The 16,883-nt window shown below is 64.9% G+C and carries 17 protein-coding genes; 7 read left to right on the plus strand and 10 right to left on the minus strand.

Going from position 1 to position 16,883, the window contains the following annotated elements; translation table 11 throughout:
- Positions 1 to 76 precede the first annotated feature (76 nt).
- Positions 77 to 337 carry a hypothetical protein gene (locus F3J17_RS23360; RefSeq protein ID WP_167064400.1) on the plus strand — a complete coding sequence of 87 codons (261 nt, stop codon included), beginning with the start codon at positions 77 to 79 and terminating at the stop codon, positions 335 to 337.
- A 32-nt stretch (positions 338 to 369) separates the two neighbouring features.
- On the opposite strand, the gene F3J17_RS23365 is transcribed toward F3J17_RS23360, so the two are convergent.
- The 3 genes from F3J17_RS23365 to F3J17_RS23375 all read right to left on the minus strand — a co-directional run bounded on the left by F3J17_RS23365 (position 370) and on the right by F3J17_RS23375 (position 3,258).
- Positions 370 to 1,608: a dienelactone hydrolase family protein gene (locus F3J17_RS23365; protein ID WP_167064403.1), complete on the minus strand. Its 1,239-nt coding sequence runs from the start codon at positions 1,606 to 1,608 to the stop codon at positions 370 to 372.
- Between the two features lie 47 nt (positions 1,609 to 1,655).
- Complete coding sequence (locus F3J17_RS23370) at positions 1,656 to 2,300, minus strand: HAD family hydrolase (RefSeq protein WP_167064406.1); 645 nt, start codon at positions 2,298 to 2,300, stop codon at positions 1,656 to 1,658.
- A gap of 160 nt (positions 2,301 to 2,460) precedes the next feature.
- Positions 2,461 to 3,258 (minus strand): Crp/Fnr family transcriptional regulator, encoded by a 798-nt coding sequence (locus tag F3J17_RS23375; protein WP_167064409.1) that lies wholly within the window; start codon positions 3,256 to 3,258, stop codon positions 2,461 to 2,463.
- Between the two features lie 92 nt (positions 3,259 to 3,350).
- Between F3J17_RS23375 and F3J17_RS23380 the strand changes: the two genes are divergently transcribed.
- Entirely contained in the window at positions 3,351 to 3,899 is a 549-nt protein-coding gene (locus F3J17_RS23380) for an Mpo1-like protein (RefSeq protein WP_167064412.1), read from the plus strand.
- A gap of 11 nt (positions 3,900 to 3,910) precedes the next feature.
- On the opposite strand, the gene rarD is transcribed toward F3J17_RS23380, so the two are convergent.
- Positions 3,911 to 4,804 carry an EamA family transporter RarD gene (gene rarD, locus F3J17_RS23385; RefSeq protein ID WP_167064415.1) on the minus strand — a complete coding sequence of 298 codons (894 nt, stop codon included), beginning with the start codon at positions 4,802 to 4,804 and terminating at the stop codon, positions 3,911 to 3,913.
- Between the two features lie 392 nt (positions 4,805 to 5,196).
- Here rarD and egtD point away from each other — a divergent pair, with 392 nt between their 5' ends.
- Positions 5,197 to 6,177, plus strand: a complete 981-nt coding sequence (egtD, locus tag F3J17_RS23390) for an L-histidine N(alpha)-methyltransferase (protein ID WP_167064418.1) — start codon at positions 5,197 to 5,199, stop codon at positions 6,175 to 6,177.
- Positions 6,178 to 6,244: 67 nt separating this feature from the next.
- Here the strand turns inward: egtD and F3J17_RS23395 are convergent, their stop codons facing one another.
- On the minus strand, positions 6,245 to 6,541 hold the full coding sequence (locus F3J17_RS23395) for an acylphosphatase (RefSeq protein ID WP_167064421.1): 297 nt from the start codon (positions 6,539 to 6,541) through the stop codon (positions 6,245 to 6,247).
- A gap of 187 nt (positions 6,542 to 6,728) precedes the next feature.
- Here F3J17_RS23395 and hpnA point away from each other — a divergent pair, with 187 nt between their 5' ends.
- Positions 6,729 to 7,760: a hopanoid-associated sugar epimerase gene (hpnA, locus tag F3J17_RS23400; RefSeq protein WP_167064424.1), complete on the plus strand. Its 1,032-nt coding sequence runs from the start codon at positions 6,729 to 6,731 to the stop codon at positions 7,758 to 7,760.
- A gap of 142 nt (positions 7,761 to 7,902) precedes the next feature.
- On the plus strand, positions 7,903 to 8,526 hold the full coding sequence (locus F3J17_RS23405) for a hypothetical protein (RefSeq protein ID WP_167064427.1): 624 nt from the start codon (positions 7,903 to 7,905) through the stop codon (positions 8,524 to 8,526).
- A gap of 99 nt (positions 8,527 to 8,625) precedes the next feature.
- On the opposite strand, the gene F3J17_RS23410 is transcribed toward F3J17_RS23405, so the two are convergent.
- Positions 8,626 to 9,804, minus strand: a complete 1,179-nt coding sequence (locus F3J17_RS23410) for a glycosyltransferase (protein ID WP_167064431.1) — start codon at positions 9,802 to 9,804, stop codon at positions 8,626 to 8,628.
- Positions 9,801 to 10,670: a squalene synthase HpnC gene (gene hpnC / locus F3J17_RS23415; protein WP_167064434.1), complete on the minus strand. Its 870-nt coding sequence runs from the start codon at positions 10,668 to 10,670 to the stop codon at positions 9,801 to 9,803. Before hpnC ends, F3J17_RS23410 begins: the two co-directional genes overlap by 4 nt.
- Positions 10,671 to 11,209: 539 nt before the next feature.
- Between hpnC and ispH the strand changes: the two genes are divergently transcribed.
- Positions 11,210 to 12,154 (plus strand): 4-hydroxy-3-methylbut-2-enyl diphosphate reductase, encoded by a 945-nt coding sequence (ispH, locus tag F3J17_RS23420; RefSeq protein ID WP_167064437.1) that lies wholly within the window; start codon positions 11,210 to 11,212, stop codon positions 12,152 to 12,154.
- A 12-nt stretch (positions 12,155 to 12,166) separates the two neighbouring features.
- Positions 12,167 to 13,318 carry an adenosyl-hopene transferase HpnH gene (gene hpnH, locus F3J17_RS23425; RefSeq protein ID WP_167064440.1) on the plus strand — a complete coding sequence of 384 codons (1,152 nt, stop codon included), beginning with the start codon at positions 12,167 to 12,169 and terminating at the stop codon, positions 13,316 to 13,318.
- Between the two features lie 138 nt (positions 13,319 to 13,456).
- Here the strand turns inward: hpnH and F3J17_RS23430 are convergent, their stop codons facing one another.
- The 3 genes from F3J17_RS23430 to F3J17_RS23440 all read right to left on the minus strand — a co-directional run bounded on the left by F3J17_RS23430 (position 13,457) and on the right by F3J17_RS23440 (position 16,878).
- Positions 13,457 to 13,663, minus strand: coding sequence for a YbdD/YjiX family protein (locus tag F3J17_RS23430; RefSeq protein WP_027820406.1), 207 nt, complete (start codon positions 13,661 to 13,663; stop codon positions 13,457 to 13,459).
- Between the two features lie 24 nt (positions 13,664 to 13,687).
- Complete coding sequence (locus tag F3J17_RS23435) at positions 13,688 to 15,775, minus strand: carbon starvation CstA family protein (protein ID WP_167064443.1); 2,088 nt, start codon at positions 15,773 to 15,775, stop codon at positions 13,688 to 13,690.
- Between the two features lie 173 nt (positions 15,776 to 15,948).
- Positions 15,949 to 16,878, minus strand: coding sequence for a glycerophosphodiester phosphodiesterase family protein (locus F3J17_RS23440; protein ID WP_167064446.1), 930 nt, complete (start codon positions 16,876 to 16,878; stop codon positions 15,949 to 15,951).
- Positions 16,879 to 16,883 lie beyond the last annotated feature (5 nt).

Raw genomic sequence — 16,883 nt, forward strand, 5'->3', positions numbered from 1 at the left:
TTCACGTTTGATGGCAGCACGCAGCGCTTCTTATAATGCGAGCCCAACGTGCATCGCACTCAAGGAGGAATGGAAGGTGTTCGACGCATACGCAAACGACGACGATGTCCTGAACGTGCAGGGCGACGCGCTCACGCTCACCAACGGCACCACGCGTGTGACGCTGGCCGGTACGCTCGAATTCACGCGCGACAAACGCGGGCTCGCCGCCGCGCTCGCGCTGAAGGCGGCGCTAGACAATGTAGTGGCGAAATTGCAGGCCGATCCGCATCTGCCCGCGCAGGTGAAGGACGAGCCGGACGCAAAGCCCGGCGTCATCGACAATCCGTTCCAGTAAGACCTGGACGGACTCACCTCACGAAGGCAAGCTCAGAACGGCTTGCCTTCGCTGCTTTTCCACGCCGCCATGAGCGTGTTGGACGGCAGGGTCTCGTCGAGCAGTTTCTTTGCGCTTTCGATCCCCGCAATCGGCAGGCCAGTCGGGTCAATCGCGCCGATCTGCGCAAGCACCGAAGCCTGATCCCAATAAATGTGCTCGTTGTAGAGCTTCGCGCCGCGAAAGCAGATCACGGCAAGCATCGGCACTTCGAAGTATTTGCCCGTGGGCGCGAGGCCCGGTAGCAGCCAGTCGATCTCGCGGTCGTGGGTGCAGCAGAAGATGAATTCGTCGACCACGCGATCCGAGCCAATGGTGCGCGAGATCGGAATCAGGCGTGTGTCTTCCGGGTTCGAATGCACGAAGTGATGCGTGTAGAAGCGCTTGAGTTCATCGTGGCCGACCCCGCCCGTCATGGTCGGGATGTGATTGACGTAGGGCTGCGCGACCATGGTCGGCATCACATCATCGGGATTACGCGCGACGAACTCGTGGTAGCAATGCTCTTCCCAAAGCGCGTTGAAATCGTAGATTGGGCCCATCACGCGGCGCAGCATCGCGAGCGAGCGCGAGTACGCCATCATCGCGGCGGCCTTGTCGAATTGCGCTCGCGCGGGCGAGGCGAAAGCGTGATCGCAGCCCGCGTAGGTGTACAGCTCGACGCCCGGTTTGCCCGCCAGCGTGGCCTCGATACGCTCACGCGTGGCGGCATCGCACGATTTGTCCTCTGCGCCGAAGTGCAGCATCAGCGGGCAGCGGATCGTGCGCGCTTCGTCCAGATAGTGTTCGAGCCCAACCGCGTAATAGCCAATCGCACAGTCGACATCGGTGCGCGCGCCCGCGAGGTAAGCGAGCTTGCCGCCCAGGCAGAAGCCCAGCGCGCCCACCTTGCCGCGCTGTGACGGATGCGCACGCAGCGCCGCGAGCGTCTGCGCGATGTCGTCGAGCGCGAGATCGACGTCGAAACGCTCATACAGTGCGAGCGCCTTCGTCATGTCCGCGCCGTCGTAGCCCAGATCGACGCCCGGCTCCAGACGCCAGAACAGGTCAGGCACCATGACGACGTAACCTTCTTCCGCGTAACGCTCGGCGGTCGCGCGCATGCTCGCATTCACGCCGAAGATCTCCTGCAGCAGCACGAGACCTGGGCCGCTGCCCTCGGGCGGCAGTGCCGTGTAGGCGCGGAATTCGCCGCCGTCGCGCGACTTTACCGTGGTCCATTGTCCGTTCATGGGGTCGTCTCCTTGTGTTCGTGGGGTCGGGCCGTGCGTGTGTTTTTTTAAGCCGTTGCGCCGAATCCGCCCGTCGGCAGAAGCGGTGGCAACGGCGCTTCGCCGCGTATCCAGGCGTGGTTGGCGAGTTGCGCCATTTCGCGGTCGCCGCGGCTGTCGCCGTAGGCGTAGAGCGTGGCGGGCGCCTTGTCGCCCCACCAGGCGCGCAGCCGCGCGACCTTTTCCGGGCCCCAGCAGTTGCGGCCCGCAAGCTGGCCAGTGTAGACGCCATCGCGCCATTCCAGCTCGCTCGCCAGCACCGTTTCGATACCCACCGTCGGCGCCCATTTGCGCAGATACACCGAAGGCGACGCGCTCACCAGCACGACCTCATGCCCAAGCGCCTGATGTTCGCGAATGCGCGCCAGCATCTCCGGGCGCAGCAGATCGCGCAGGCGCGTATCGGCAAAACGCTGCGCGGCGGCTTCGAGCTTGTCGCGGCGCACCGGCCCCAGCGCGGCGAGAAGAAAGCGCGCCTTGGTCGGCCCGCGTTGCGACCAGCCCGGCGCAATGCCGATGAGCCAGGGCAGGCAGCGCAGCGCGGCGAGCGCGAAGCGCGTACTGCCGGCGGCGTCGAGCATGAAGGCGCGGAAGCTGTCGGACGTGGTGATGGTGCCGTCGAAATCGAAGGCGGCAATGACGCGGTCGGTCATGAAGCAGTATCGGAAAGCGCCACGCTCAGGCGGCAAGTTGATCGAAAAGGAAGTGAAGCAGACGCGGCAAGCCCGCTGTAAGCCCGCGTCATTGTCGGGGCAAATGGAGCGCGGCTGCAACGGCGCAAGCCGAATACGCATTTCGCGCGCTCACGCGGAATCAGCGCGCCTGCTGCTCCAGACGCGCCGCATCGACGATTTCGATCTCGCCGTAACGCAACGCCAGCAGGCCGTCGCGCTCGAACTGGCGCAGGATCTGGTTCACGGTCTGACGCGAGAGCGCCAGCATCAGCGCGAGGTCTTCCTGTGGCACGTGCACGATGGGCCGCGTGGTGTGCGCGTTTTCGCTCACGCTGGCGGCCGCGCTCTTGGCCACGTCGCTGGCTGAATCGCGGCCCGCTTCGCCGTAGCCGGCCGCCAGCAGCAACAGCCGCCGCGCGACGCGCGGTGCGGCGGGCAGCAGCGCGCTCTCCTCGATGGCGTCGAAGGCGAGGCGCAGCTTTTGCGCCAGCAGCAGGCCGAATTCATGCCAGTACGCGGGCGTTTCGTCGAGCAGCGCGCCCAGCGCCGCACGCGGCACGTGAAAGAGCGTGGTGTCGCGCTCGGCGTAGGCATCGTGGGTGCGCACGCCTGAATCGAACAGCGCAATTTCGCCGAACCAGCTCGCCGGACCCATCAGCGCAAGGAGGGCCTCGCGTCCGCACAGACTCGCCGCGCCCACGCGCACCGCGCCTTCCAGCACGCAATAGACGCCGTCGGCTGGATCGCCGCGCAGAAACAGGCGCTCGCCCGCACGCAGCGCGCGCACGCGGCCCGTTGCGCGCAGGCTGTCGCGCAACGGCGCGGGCAGCCCGGCGAACCAGCTGCTGCGTTCCAGCGCGGCGGCTAGCGCAGCGTGGCCCGGCGAAGCGGAATCGAGCGTCAGCCGGGAGGCGGTGGAATCTGGGCGCGAAGTCATCGATACATCGTCAATTCGAGATTGTCGGCTAGCCGAAGGTCTGGAGCGGTGCGCCCGACGATCATAATGACTTTAGAGACAAGGGGACATCCATGAGAAACCTGACCGATCAGCTCGCCCAGTACGCCGAATATCATCGCGACACGCGCAACATCGCCACGCATTTCGTCGGCATTCCGATGATCGTGCTGGCGATTGCGGTGCTACTTTCGCGGCCAGTGCTGTCAGGTGCGGGCTGGCCGCTCGCCGCCGTGCCGCTGTCGCCTGCGTGGCTGCTGTTCGGCGCGTCGACGCTCTATTACCTCGTGCTCGACGTGCCGCTGGGGCTCATGATGGCCGTCGTCGCGGCGCTGTGTCTGGCGTTCGGCGCATGGCTCGCGCAGCAGGGCACGGCCGTGTGGCTGGCGGGCGGCATCGGCCTGTTCGTGGTGGGCTGGGTGTTCCAGTTCATCGGCCACGTGGCTTACGAGCATCGCAAACCGGCTTTCGTGGACGATCTGGTCGGCCTCGTCATCGGGCCGATTTTCGTGCTCGCCGAAGCGCTGTTCAGTCTGGGCTGGCGTCCCGCCTTGCTCGCCGCCATCGAGGCCAAGGCGGGTCCCACGCATATCAATCCGCCGCGCGGGCACGCGGCGCGATAACGGCCGGGAAGTCAGCGCGAGTGGCGCACCAGCCGCGCGCCATGCAGCGCCGTGAGCGCGACGGCAATCCAGATCGGTACATAAGTGGCGAGCTGGCGCAGCCCCAGATGCTCGCCGAGCAGCGTGACGGAGACGATCACGAGCAGCACCGGCTCCACGTAGCCGAGGATGCCGAACAGCGCCATGGGCAACAGGCGGCTGGATTTCAGATAGGTCGCGAGCGCAATCGTGCTGATAACGCCCAGGCCCGGCAGCAGCACCCACGCGAGAAATGCATGCTGGCTGAGCAGCGCCAGCGAGCCGCCCGCATGCACTTCCAGGAACGCCACCGGCACCAGCAGCACCATCTCGACGGCGAAAGTGACGAGCGAATCCGCGTGGATCTTGCGGCGCAGCACGAAGTAAGGCGGATAGCCGAGCGCGGTCAGCAGCGTCGGCCACGAAAACGCATGCGTGGCCCACAGCTCGTGCGCCACGCCCACCGCCGCGCAGGCCACGGCCGCCCATTGCAGCGGCTCCAGACGCTCGTGATAGTAATAGCGCCCGACCAGCACCATCACCAGCGGCAGCATGAAGTAGCCGAGCGACACTTCGAGCATGCGTCCGTGCAATGGCGCCCACAGAAACACCCACAATTGCACGCCCAGCAGCGCGGCGCTCGCCACCAGCATCAAGCCAACGCGCGGCTGGCGAATCGCCCGCGTGACCAGCTCCAGCAATTGGGGCAGGCGCCTGCGCAGCACCAGTAGTGCGAGCGCGCCTGGCGCGGTCCAGATTACGCGCCACGCGAAGATGTCGAGGCCGCCCAGCGGCGCGAGCAACAAGGTATACGCGGACAGACACGCGAACAGCGCGGAAGCGCCGACGGAGAGCGTGATGCCGCGCCTGGGATCGTAGGTGTTCATCGGCGGATCACGGCGCGTGCCGTTTGCGAACGGGAGAAAAATCGGGACGAAACGTCCCCGCGCGCGGCCTTTGTCAAAACAGGCGGCACGAGAAAAAGCGTTGTCATGTGAATCGGCTATTGAATTAGGCGTGCTGTCGGGGCTCGCGCGCCAGCCGGCATTCTAATGCGACGCAAGCCCCGCCGGTGCGGCGGGCACGGCCGATGCGCCCGCTGCTGCAGCAGCGAAACTCGCGATTTAGTCCGTGTATTGCCCCGCGCGATGGACTAGAACGGAAGTCTTTGCTGGAGAACCGCCCTTCGTCCGGCGCGTGAATTCATCGGAACATTGACAGACGCACTCCACCGAGAACACGCCCCGGCCGCCTGCCGTCCCATGCATCAGGAGCCCGCATGACCCTGCCCGCCTCCCGCCCCGAACCGCTCAATCCCGCCCACGCCAGCTTCGCCGCCGATGTCCGCAACGGCCTCATGCACGCGCCGCAGAAGGAATTGCCGTCGATGTATCTTTATGACGAGGTCGGCTCGGCGCTGTTCGAAGTCATCACGGTGCTGCCCGAATACGGCGTCACACGCTCGGAAGAGCGCCTGCTCACGCGCTACGCCAACGAGATCGTCGAGGCGCTGCCCGCCGATGTCACTGTCGCCGAACTCGGCAGCGGCAGCGGGCGCAAGACGCGCCGCATTCTCGAAGCGCTGTGCCGCAAGCGCCCCACTTCGTATTGTCCGATCGAGATTTCGCGCACCGCCTTGCAACTGTGCCGCCGCGAACTGGCCGATATCGAGCGCATTTCCATCGTCGGTTACGAGCGCGATTACCTGGCCGGTCTCGCCGAAGTGAGCCGCCAGCGCAAAAACGGCGAACGGCTGCTGGTGCTGTTTCTCGGCAGCACGATCGGCAACTTCGCGCGCCTCGCGGCCACGCGTTTCCTGCGCGAGATCCGCGCGATGCTGCGCCCCGGCGACACGCTGCTGCTGGGCACCGATCTCGTGAAGCCCGTCGATACGCTGATCGCCGCCTACGACGATTCGATTGGCGCGACCGCCGCGTTCAACCTGAATCTGCTTTCGCGCATCAACCGCGAGCTGGATGCCGATTTCGACCTGCATGATTTCGAGCACGTCGCGCGCTTCAATCCCGACGCGCGCAGTGTCGAAATGCATCTGCGTGCGAAGCGTCACGTCCACGCGCATGTGGGCGCAGCGCACATCGATATCGACATGGAAGCCGGCGAGACCATCTGGACCGAGAGCAGCCACAAATACCACGCCGACGAAATCCCGGCGATCGCCGCCGATGCGGGCTTCACCTGCGCACGGCAATGGGTCGAGAAGGATTGGGGATTTGCAGAGAGCCTGCTGGCAGTCGCGTGATTTCACGCTGACAGAAACAAAAAAGCGGTGCGCTCTTCAGGGCGCACCGCTTTTTTTGCGGGGTATTTCAGTGCTGCTCGAAGCGCTCGTAACGCTTTTCGGTGTAGCGCTCTTCGCTCTCCACCGACTTCACGCGCGCGGCGGGCGGCCCGTGGCGCAGCCACGAGAGCATGCGATCCACCTGATTCGCCGGGCCCTGAATCACGGCTTCGACCGAGCCGTCCTCCAGATTGGCGACGTAACCGCGAATACGCAGCGCGTGCGCCTGACGCACCGTCGCGTGCCGAAAACCCACGCCCTGCACCGTTCCGCGCACGCGCACGTAATACGTTTCAACGCGCGCATCCAGATCCGGTTCGCTCATATTTCGATCTCCTGTTTCACTGCGTACGGCATACGGTCGGCATTGTAGACGCGATTTTCGCGCCGCTGCGCCGGCGCGTGTGAGACCCGCGCCGCACGCGCGCCACGTACAATCCGTGCCACTGCGGCGTCCCGCGTGTCGTTGTATTGACCCGGCGCCCATCATCGAACCCGAATGCGAAACCAGAATGACCGACACCTCCCGCGCTAACCAGGACCTCGTGCTGATCACCGGCGCGTCCGGCTTCGTCGGCTCGGCCGTCGCCCGTATCGCGCTGGAAAAAGGCTTTGCCGTGCGCCTGCTCGCGCGTGCGACCAGCCCGCGCAAGAATCTCGAAGCGCTCGAAGCCCTTGGCGCACAGACCGTCACCGGCGACATGCGCGACGAAGCCTCGATGCGCAAAGCGCTCGACGGCGTGCGCTACCTCTTCCACGTGGCCGCCGACTACCGCCTGTGGGCGCCCGATCCGCTCGAAATCGAGCGCGCCAATCTCGAAGGCGCCGAAGCCACCATGCGCGCCGCACTCGCCGCCGGCGTGGAACGCATCGTCTATACCAGCAGCGTGGCCACGCTCAAGGTGACCAGCTCCGGCAATTCCGCCGACGAAACCTCGCCGCTCAAGGCCGATCAGGCGATCGGCGTGTACAAGCGCAGCAAGGTGATCGCCGAGCGCGCCGTCGAACGCATGATCGCGCAGGACGGTCTGCCCGCCGTGATCGTCAATCCGTCCACGCCGATTGGCCCGCGCGACGTGAAGCCCACGCCCACCGGCCGCATCATCGTCGAAGCGGCGACCGGCAAGATGCCTGCCTTCGTCGATACAGGCCTGAACCTCGTGCACGTCGACGACGTCGCGAACGGCCACTTTCTCGCGCTGGAGCATGGGCGCATTGGCGAGCGCTATATCCTGGGCGGCGAGAACCTGCCGCTGCAGCAGATGCTCGCCGATATAGCCGGCATGGTCGGGCGCAAGCCGCCGACCATCGCGCTGCCGCGCTGGCCGCTCTACCCGCTCGCGATGGGCGCGGAAGCCGTCGCGCGCATCACGAAGCGCGAGCCGTTCGTGACCGTCGACGCGCTGAAGATGTCGAAGAACAAGATGTACTTCACGTCGGCGAAGGCGGAACGCGAGCTGGGTTATCGTGCGCGGCCCTACCGCGAGGGCCTGAAAGATGCGCTCGCGTGGTTCGGCGAAGCGGGTTATCTGGGCAGGAAATAAGGCGCGAACGAGCGCTTCTGGCCAGTCAAAAGCAGGTCGCACCATCAATTGTTACAACTTTTGTTGCGACCTCCTTACAACGACCGCCGACCTGTTCCCGCGCTCTGTGGGTAAAATCCCGGGTCTTACCAGAGAAGCTCGCATGAATCTTCAAGACCAGATCGGCGCGATCGACGTGGGCGTCGATCAACTCATTCAGGCCGCCAGCGCCGCGCACGCGCCCGGCGCGACCGACGCAACGGCCCCGCAATCGACGGCTTCGACCGCAACGCCCGACGCAACCAGCGACGCAGCAGCAGACGCGCCGGAGACCGCCGCGCATACCGAACCGCAGGCGTGTGCCGAGACCGAAGCCGAAGCCGCTGCGGCACAGGCGCAGCCCGACGCACCGGAAGCCGCAAGCGAAGTGGCAGCGTCCGCTGAAGCACCGGCCGCCGATGCCCGCGGCACGCTGGAAGTCGGCCGTCCTGCCCAGAACGAGATCACGATGACGATCAACGGCCAGACCGTGTCGTTGCATCCGATGCAGGTGAGCCAGCTGATCGAGGAACTCGCGAACGTGCGCGCTTCGATGCAGCCCGAGCCGCCGGCCGCCATTCCGCCGGGCTGGCGCTTCGCTTCGACGAAGAATCCGATGATGGCCGTGCAGAAGCAGTCGAACGGCGACCGTCTGCTGGTGATGCGCCACACTGGCCACGGCTGGGTGCCGTTCACGTTCTCGCCCGACATGGTCGTGCAGATGTACATGATGCTGACGCAGCGCTAAGCGCTGGTCTGGCCGCAATAAAAAAAGCCGTCGCGTGCAGCACGCGACGGCTTTTTTGCATCTGCGGCGTGCGAAGGTTCGCACGCCGCAAACAATCGATCAGCGTCCCTGCGCCGGCGCCTGCACGCGCGCCTTCCACTGGCCGCCCTTGCCGCGCCAGAAACGCCACGCCGAGGCAAACGTCGCGCCCACGTAGAACAGCGCGACCAACGGCAGGAACGGCGCCCACAGCGGCGAGCGGCGGTAGTAAGCCAGCATCGGCGAGTAGGCAATGCACATCAGCGCCCAGGCCAGCCACGCGGGCCAGCCCTTCGCGCCCAGCACGAGCGCCACGACCGGCGGCGCCAGATAGATCACCGCCATGCCAAGCAGCGTGCCCGCCAGTTGCCACGCCGAGTAGTGCAGCTGCGTGAACGCGGTGCGCGCGATCATGTTCCAGATGTCTTTCCACGAATCGTAGGGGCGCAGCGACACGCTCTTCGCGGCCACGTCCAGACGGATCGGATGATGCCCCTCGCCGCGATGCTTGATGCGCGCGGCAAGGCTGCAATCGTCGATGAGTTCGGCGCGGATCGATTCGATGCCGCCCGCCTCTTCCAGCGCCTTGCGACGCACGAGCATGGTGCCGCCCGCCGCCGCCGCCGTCTTGTTGCGCGGATTGTTGACCCACGAGAACGGATAAAGCTTGGCGAAGAAAAACACGAAGGCCGGGATCAGCGCCTTTTCCCAGAACGAGTCGCAACGCAGACGCACCATCAGCGAAACCAGATCGCGCTTTTCGGCCTGTGCGCGCACCACGAGCTGCGCGAGCGCGTCTTCCGGATGGCCGATGTCGGCGTCGGTGAGCAGCAGGTAATCGGCGTCCAGGCCCAGCGTGCGCACGGCCTCGATGCCCTGCGACTGCGCCCACACCTTGCCCGACCAGCCCGCCGGCAGCGGCTTCGCCGTCACGACGGTGAGCTTTTCCGGGCACTGCAGCGCGAGTGCGGCGGCGCGTGCGGCTTCGGCGGTGCCGTCGGTGCTGTGGTCGTCGATCACGATGACGTGGAAGTCGCCGCCGTATTCCTGACGCAGCAGCGAAGTCACCGCTTCGCCGATCGCATCGGCTTCATTGCGCGCGGGCACCACGGCGCAGGCCGACGGCCAGCCGGACGCGGGCTCGATCACAGGCAGCGGATCGGCGGGGCGCGAGCGCCAGAAGCCGCCGCGGCCGAGCAGCAGCACCAGCCAGATCACTAGCGAAAGACAGGAAACGGCGAACAGAATCGTGGTCATCATGCGTTATTACTCTTGATCGAAGGCGCGCGCACGCCAACGCGGCGCGACAGCCACATGGCCGCGGTGCGTATCAGCACAGCGGCCCAGTCGGAAGCGCGCAGCGCGGGCCGCGCGCGAAATACGTCGTAGTCGGCACGCTCGATCACGTCGAGCATGCGCAGGCCACCGTGAACCACGCTGCACAGTTCGAGGCTGAAGCGCCCCGGCACGCGCAGCGCCAGCGGCGCGCCGCTGAGCATCAGCGCACGCACCTGGGCAATTTCGTGCCGCATCAGTGCGCGCCAGGCGTCGTCCACCACGCCCGCGGCTATCTGCGCCTCGGTCACGTTCAGACGTTCGCGGTCGGCGTGCGGCAGATAGACGCGCCCGCGCCGCCAGTCGGCCGGCACGTCCTGCAAAAAGGTGATGAGTTGCAAGGCGGTGCAGATGGCGTCGGAATCGGCGAGGTTCTCGGGCGTGGCCTCGTCGATCAGATGCAGCATCAGATGCCCGACCGGGTTCGCCGAGCGTCGGCAGAAGTCCAGCAGTGCCAGACGGTCGGCGTAGCGCGTGGTGTCGATGTCCTGGTCGAACGCCGACACCAGATCGTAGAACGGCTGCAGCGGCAGACGGCAGCGGCGCACCACGTCCGCGAGCCTGGCGAACAGCATCGGATGCACCGGCGCGGCGCGCCCCTGGGCCACGGCGTCGAGTCCGTCGCGGAAATCGGCCAGCCGCTGGTGGCGCTCTTCGCGGCTCCAGTCACCTTCGTCGGCGATATCGTCGAGCGTGCGCGCGACGTGGTAGATCACGCCGACAGGCGCTCGCAGCGCCTTCGGCAGCAACAGGCTCGCTACCGGAAAATCGTCGTAGTGGTCGGGTTCCATCCAGGCGTCCTGATTGGGGTCGGGCCCGCATCGCGCCGTGCGCTTAGGCAGCGGGGACGTTAGTTTAAGGGTTCCCGCGGCATGTTGCACCGCGCCATCCCTCGCTCCGATCTTTTTGGCCCTTGTTTCGGAAAATTGCACACGGATTACTTTCATTAATCTTTCAAATCAGTCGCCGGCGTGCGCGCGCCACGACCGTGTCATGGGTCGGTCACCCGCCTGCCGTGGGCTTGTCATCGCGCTGCCATGCCGCCGCGCGGGCCTGCGGGCGGGGTCAAGACAGCAGAAAATCCGGGGCAATAACAGGGTTTTGAAAGGGTCGAACCGCGATTCATGCCGATTATCGTCGCGTGCGCGCCGCACCTTCTCGTGCGCCACACAGCAAAGCTGCGGCGATGGGGTTAAAATGCGCGTCTGGTTTTTCCGCCCTCCCCCTGGCGGATGCATGCATTCATTAGCACCTTATTAATATGATCGCCGCGGCGAGCGAGTCCGAAAGGGCTTTTTCGTGATGCGCGGCAGTCGGAGTTCGCCACCCTATGCGAGTGATCCTTGCCCAACCCCGCGGCTTTTGTGCGGGGGTTGTCCGCGCTATCGAGATTGTCGATCGCGCATTGCAGAAGCACGGCGCGCCGGTCTACGTGCGCCATGAAATCGTCCACAACCGTCACGTGGTCGAGAACCTGCGTAACAAGGGCGCGCGTTTCGTGGAAGAACTCGACGAAGTGCCCGAAGGCGCCGTCGCGATTTTCAGCGCGCACGGTGTGGCCAAGACCGTCGAGCGCGCCGCTGAAGAACGCGAACTCGACGTGCTGGACGCAACCTGCCCGCTCGTTACCAAGGTTCACGTGCAGGGCCGCCAGTACGTCGCGGCGGGCCGCACGCTGATCCTGATCGGCCATGCCGGTCACCCCGAAGTCGAAGGCACGATCGGCCAGATTCCCGGCACCGTGCTGCTGGTGCAAAGCGAAGCCGATGTGCAAAAGCTGGACCTGCCGCTCGATGCGCCGCTCGCGTACGTGACGCAAACCACGCTGTCGGTGGACGACACACGCGGCATCATCGACGCGCTGGTCAAGCGGTTCACCGACATCGTCGGTCCGGACACGCGCGACATCTGCTACGCCACGCAAAACCGTCAGGCCGCCGTGCGCGATCTGTCGTCGCAAGTGGACGTGCTGCTGGTAGTGGGCGCAACGAACAGCTCGAACTCGAACCGCCTGCGCGAAATCGGCAGCGAATCGGGTCTGCCGAGCTACCTCGTGGCGGACGGTTCGGAAGTCAAGCCGGAGTGGTTTGCCGGTGTCACGACGGTCGGCCTGACGGCTGGTGCGTCGGCGCCCGAAGAAATGGTGGAAAACGTGATCGACGCGCTGCGCGCGTTGGGGCCTGTCGAGGTGTCGACGATGGCGGGCCGTGAAGAAAAAGTCGAATTCAAGCTGCCGTCGAAGCTGTTGCAACCGCTCGTCGCACGCGAAGTTTAAGGAGGACACCTCTTGTCTATTCCGCTGCTCCAAAAAGTCCGCGTTGGCGCCTATATCTTCCGCCAGCATTTCGGCGGCAATAAGCGTTATCCGCTCGCGCTCATGCTTGAGCCGCTTTTCCGCTGCAACCTGGCCTGTAACGGTTGCGGCAAGATCGACTATCCGGATCCCATCCTGAACCAGCGTCTGTCGCTCGAGGAATGCCTCGGCGCGGTGGACGAATGCGGTGCGCCGGTGGTCTCGATCGCCGGCGGCGAACCGCTGCTGCACAAGGAAATGCCCCAGATCGTCAAGGGCATCATGGCGCGCAAGAAGTTCGTGTACCTGTGCACGAATGCGCTGCTCATGGAAAAGAAGATGGACGACTACGAGCCGAGCCCGTACTTCGTCTGGTCGGTCCACCTCGACGGCGACCGCGAAGCGCACGATCACTCGGTGTCGCAGGAAGGCGTGTACGACAAGTGCGTCTCGGCCATCAAGGAAGCCAAGCGCCGCGGCTTCCGCGTGAACATCAACTGCACGCTGTTCAACGACGCCGTGCCCGATCGCGTGGCGAAGTTCTTCGACACGGCGCACGCTATCGGCGTGGACGGCATCACGGTGTCGCCGGGCTATGCGTATGAGCGCGCGCCGGACCAGCAGCACTTCCTGAACCGCGACAAGACCAAGAACCTGTTCCGCGAGATCTTCAAGCGCGGCAACAACGGCAAGAAGTGGTCGTTCAGCCAGTCGAGCCTGTTCCTCGACTTCCTGGCCGGCAACCAGACCTACGAATGCACGCCGTGGGGCAACCCGGCGCGCACGGTGTTCGGCTGGCAAAAGCCGTGCTATCTGGTCGGCGAAGGTTATGTGAAGACCTTCAAGGAACTGATGGAAACGACCGAGTGGGACAAGTACGGTACGGGCAAGTACGAGAAGTGCGCGGACTGCATGGTCCACTGCGGCTTCGAGGCGACCGCCGTGATGGACACGGTCGCGCATCCGCTGAAGGCGCTGAAGGTCGCGATCAGCGGCCCGAAGACCGAAGGCGCATTCGTCAAGGACATCCCGCTGGATACGCAACGTCCGGCTGAATACGTGTTCTCGCGTCACGTCGAAATCAAGCTCGACGAGATCAAGAACTCGGCCAAGACGAAGAAACCGGTGACGGTCGCGGCTAGCTAAGTTTTTCTTCGGCGCTGTTACGGCGCTGAAACAGGAAAGGGCGCAACGGTGAAAGCCGTTGCGCCCTTTGTGTTTTGTGCGGTCTGAAAAAAAGCGCGATGATTTTCGTCATCGCGCTTTTTTGCCTGTGGCTTCAGATCAGCAGCATTTTCCCGCGCCCGACCCATAGCGCGCGTTCTGCCGCTCGCGGAAAAACTCCTCGTAGGTCATCACCGGACGATCCGGATGCGTCGCGCGCATGTGCGCGACGTAGCCATCGTAGTCCGGCAGACCGACCATCAGGCGCATGGCCTGGCCGAGATAGCGCCCGGCCGTCTGCACGTTGTCGCGAAGTTCCGAGAACATGGTGCGCTCCGTGATGCGATGGTCTTAGTGCGCGCTATGACGCGCGGCGATGGTCGCGCCCGCAGGCAGTGCTTCATACGGCGTCTCATGCACGGTCGGACGATCCGCGCGGCGCGCGCGCGCAATCGCGATCAGGCCGTACACCACGATGCTCACCACCACGAAGATGAACAGGCCCGAGAGCGCCGCATCCACGTAGTCGTTGAAAATCATGCGCTGCATCTGTTCCGCCGATTTTGCGGGCGCGAGGATCTTGCCCGCATCCAGCGCCGCCTGCAGCTTCTGCGCGTGCGCAACGAAGCTCACCTTCGGGTTGCTGTCGAAAATCTTCTGCAGACCCGCCGTAAGCGTGCAGATCAGCAGCCAGAGCGTCGGCAGTGCGGTGACCCATGCGAACTTCTCGCGCTTCATCTTGAACAGCACCACAGTAGCGAGCATCAGCGCGATACCGGCGAGCATCTGGTTCGAGATGCCGAACAGCGGCCACAGCGTGTTGATGCCGCCGAGCGGATCGACCACGCCTTGATACAGGAAGTAGCCCCAGGCGGCCACGCACAAGGCGGTGGCGATCAGGTTCGCAGGCAGCGATTCCGTACGCTTCAAAGCCGGATGGAACGTGCCCAGCAGATCTTGCAGCATGAAGCGGCCCGCACGCGTTCCTGCGTCAACCGCCGTCAGGATGAACAGCGCTTCGAACAGGATCGCGAAGTGATACCAGAACGCCATCATCGCTTCGCCGCCGATCACCTGGTGCAGGATCTGCGCCATGCCAACGGCCAGCGTCGGCGCGCCGCCAGCGCGCGCGACGATGGTGGTTTCGCCCACCGCATGCGCCGTTTGCGTGAGCATGTCCGGCGTGAGCATGAAGCCCCAGTGGCCCACCGTCTGCGCGACCGCATCCGGCGTGGTGCCCAGCACCGCGAGCGGCGCATTCATCGCGAAGTACACGCCCGGCTCGATGACCGAAGCGGCCACCAGCGCCATGATCGCGACGAACGATTCCATCAGCATCGCGCCGTAACCGATGAAGCGCGCGTTGGTTTCGTTATCCAGCAGCTTGGGCGTGGTGCCCGACGAGATCAGCGCGTGGAAGCCCGACACCGAACCGCACGCAATCGTGATGAAGAGGAACGGGAACAGGTTGCCCGACCACACCGGACCGCTGCCGTCGATGAACTTAGTGAACGCCGGCATCTTCAGTTCCGGCGCGACAATCAGGATGCCGATCGCAAGCGCGAGGATCGTGCCGATCTTCAGGAACGTGGAGAGGTAGTCGCGCGGCGCGAGCAGCAGCCACACCGGCAGCACCGACGCCACGAAACCGTAGCCAATCAGAATCCACGTGAGCTGCGTGCCCGTGAACGTGAACCAGGCGGCGAGCGTGGGCGAATCATGCACGTGCTGACCGAAGGCGATCGACGCCATCAGCAGAATGAAGCCGATCACCGAAATCTCGCCGATCCTGCCCGGACGGATGTAGCGCACGTACAGGCCCATGAAGATCGCGATGGGAATCGTCGCGGCCACGGTGAACGTGCCCCACGGCGAGTTCGTCAGCGCCTTCACCACGATCAGCGCGAGCACCGCGAGAATGATGATCATGATGAGGAAGGTGCCGAAGAGGGCGATCACGCCCGGGATCGGGCCGAGTTCCATCTTCACGAGGTCGCCGAGCGAGCGGCCGTCGCGGCGCGTGGAGAGGAACAGGACCACGAAGTCCTGCACCGCGCCCGCGAACACCACGCCCGCGAGAATCCACAGCATGCCGGGCATGTAGCCCATCTGCGCGGCCAGCACCGGACCGACCAGCGGACCCGCGCCCGCAATCGCCGCGAAGTGGTGGCCGAACAGCACGTATTTGTTGGTGGGCACGTAATCGAGCCCGTCGTTGTGGCGCACGGCCGGCGTCATGCGCAGGCCGTCGAGTTGCAGCACCGTCGACGCAATGAAGCGCGAGTAGAAGCGGTAAGCGATCAGATAAACGCAGACCGCGCAAATCACGATCCACAACGCGGAAATGCGCTCGCCGTGTGCGAGCGCGATAGTGCCGAACGCGAACGCGCCGAGCAGCGCGACTAACGTCCAGACGACAAAACTGGATGTCCGACTCATGGCGTCTCCATTTTATGTTTTCTATTGGGTGGTCTTTTGCCCGCGTTCTTCATACTAGACAAAGAATGAGCGGAGCGTGGCGCACAGTATTCGCTTTCAACGCGCCTCCCACAACCGGACAACTACGTAAGGCGGCTACGTAGTACTACGTAGCCAAACAGGCGATTACGCATTTACGGACAGCGATAACCCTGTCGCATCGCGTCGCGCACCGGCGTCATCTGGCGCGGCGAATCGGCGAGAACCGCATCCACACCTGCGCACGCCGCCGCCTGGTAATCCGCCGCGTTATTCACGGCAATCGCAACGATATGCACGTCCGCATTGGTGCGAAAACACTGCACCGCTTGCGGCGACCAGAGCTGTACATCGGCGACGGTGGAATGCGCTTCGCCCAGCGTGAAGCGCTCCGTCAGATCGAGCGGACGCCGCCATTCGAAGGCCGCCCACGTGCCCGCTCGCGGCGGCGCGTCACACCGATGCGCCAGCGCCACGTCCGCAAGCCGTCCGCGCGTTGCATCGCGCGACTCGAACACGCGAGCGCGCGGCCACGCAGCAAAAGCCTGCTGATACGCGGCTTCGGTGGAGTAGAGCAGCACGCGGCCCCACGCCCCGGTTTCGTCGAGCACCCGCGCCACGGCGGCGGCCTGCGGCGCGGCGGGCAGCGCTTTCATATCGAGGATGACGGGGATATCGGCGGGAATGGCCGCCAGCGCTTCGACAAGCGTTGGAATGCCTGCGAACGTCTGCGGCTTGACGTGCGCGGCCGCGTTCACGCGCGCGAGTTCCGGGGCGGTCTTCGAAGCGACCGGACCGTGTGCATCGGTCAGCGCCGCGAGATCGGCAGGGCGATAGAGCACCGGCACGCCGTCGCGGCTCAATTGCACGGTGAGCCAGATGGCATCGGCGTGATTCGCGAGCGCCGTGCGGATCGCAATCAGCGTGTTCTCGGGCGCGTCGCCCGTGCCGCCGCGATGCGCGATCACGAGCGGCACGGTGTGCCTGTACGCGCTCGCCGTCGATGCGGGTTCGCTCGCGCATGCGGCCAGTATCGAAGCGATCGAAACGCCCATCGCAACACGCAAAGTCATCGTTCGGATCATGATCG

Source organism: Burkholderia sp. Ax-1719, assembly GCF_011753055.1.
Taxonomy (GTDB): Bacteria; Pseudomonadota; Gammaproteobacteria; order Burkholderiales; family Burkholderiaceae; genus Paraburkholderia.